This window comes from Pseudomonas sp. Sample_10 (assembly GCF_004321495.1).
GTDB lineage: Bacteria > Pseudomonadota > Gammaproteobacteria > Pseudomonadales > Pseudomonadaceae > Aquipseudomonas.
This window is the reverse complement of the sequence record NZ_RCOE01000086.1, coordinates 1-1202: the sequence shown is the minus strand read 5'-3', so window position 1 is coordinate 1202 and position 1202 is coordinate 1. Positions and strand designations below refer to the sequence as shown.

Here is a 1202-nt window from a genome sequence, read left to right as displayed (position 1 = left end):
AGGAGCGAGGCTTGCCCGCGAAGGCGACTGTCAGCCGACAAACGATATTGAAGGCGAGGTCCTCTTCGCGGGCAAGCCTCGCTCCTACAGGTCTGGATTATCCACAATCGATTTTCAAGGGCGCAAAAAGATGTCCGAGCAGCGCAAATCATTTCGCATCAAGATCACCCACGAAAGCTTCGGCGAATGCCTGGGCCAGACGCGCAATCTTTCGCACACGGGTGTCTACGTCAAGCACCCGGCACTGGCGGCCTTGCCTAAAGGTGCGGTGGTCTATGGCCAGGTGCAGGACTTGCCCGCAGGCGCGCCGCGAGTGCGCATGGAAGTGGTGCAGGTGGATGTCGAAGGGATTGGCTTGCGCTATCTCTGATCGGCTCGGTCCAGTTTTTTCATAAACACAGTCATTTCCTTCTCGGCCTGCTTGTCGCCATGGTTGCGAGCGGCTTCCACGCCCTTCTCCCAAGCCTGACGCGCAGCCGCGTGATCCCCAAGTGCCAGATGCGCCTTGCCCAGCAGCTTCCACGCCGCCGAATACTTCGGGTCGAAATCGACGCAGCGTTGAAAATGCTCCGCCGCCTTGGCGTTCTCCCCCAGATCCAGATAACCCTTGCCCAAGCCGAAGCGCAGTAAAGAGTTATCCACACCCTTGGCGAGCATTTTTTCCAGGGATTCGATCATGGACACTTTTCCTTTGAGAGTAGAAATCTCTGTGGCGAGGGAGCTTGCTCCCGCTCGAGCGCGAAGCGGTCGCTGAAGAGCTACCTGGCTATGTCTGATAAATCGCGATCAGAGGTTTTGCGACTGCTGCGCAGCCGAGCGGGAGCAAGCTCCCTCGCCACAAAAAAGCAGGGTCAGAAGAAACTCAACCCTACATGGAACAGCTTTTCCACATCGCGAATATGCTTTTTATCCACAAGGAACAGGATTACATGGTCACCGGTTTTGATCACGGTATCGTCGTGGGCAATGATCACTTCTTCGTCGCGGATGATCGCGCCGATCGTTGTACCCGGTGGCAGCCCGATGTTCTCGATGGCCTTGCCGATCACCTTGCTCGATTTTGCATCGCCATGGGCGATGGCTTCGATGGCCTCGGCCGCACCGCGGCGCAGTGAGTGCACACTGACGATATCGCCCCGTCGCACGTGGGCCAGCAAGGTGCCGATGGTCGCCAGTTGCGGGCTGATGGCGATGTCGATGTC

Annotated in this window: 3 protein-coding genes; 1 reads left to right on the top strand and 2 read right to left on the bottom strand. The window is 57.7% G+C overall.

Annotated features, from left to right (window positions below; genetic code table 11):
* The first annotated feature begins 130 nt into the window (after positions 1-130).
* A complete protein-coding gene (locus tag D8U18_RS08455; protein WP_131107438.1) occupies positions 131-370 on the top strand; it encodes a PilZ domain-containing protein in 240 nt (79 codons plus the stop codon).
* On the opposite strand, the gene D8U18_RS08450 is transcribed toward D8U18_RS08455, so the two are convergent.
* Both D8U18_RS08450 and D8U18_RS29015 read right to left on the bottom strand, forming a co-directional pair.
* A complete protein-coding gene (locus D8U18_RS08450) occupies positions 361-678 on the bottom strand; it encodes a tetratricopeptide repeat protein (protein ID WP_056854248.1) in 318 nt (105 codons plus the stop codon). The genes D8U18_RS08455 and D8U18_RS08450 overlap by 10 nt on opposite strands.
* A 173-nt stretch (positions 679-851) precedes the next feature.
* Positions 852-1202, bottom strand: a 351-nt coding sequence (locus D8U18_RS29015; RefSeq protein WP_277752468.1) for a TrkA C-terminal domain-containing protein, incomplete at its 5' end; no start/stop codon positions are given.

Bases quoted from the DNA above. Each gene is read 5' to 3' on its own strand.
- D8U18_RS08450 (WP_056854248.1), bottom strand. From the start codon at position 678: ATGATCGAATCCCTGGAAAAAATGCTCGCCAAGGGTGTGGATAACTCT.
- D8U18_RS08455 (WP_131107438.1), top strand. From the start codon at position 131: ATGTCCGAGCAGCGCAAATCATTTCGCATCAAGATCACCCACGAAAGC.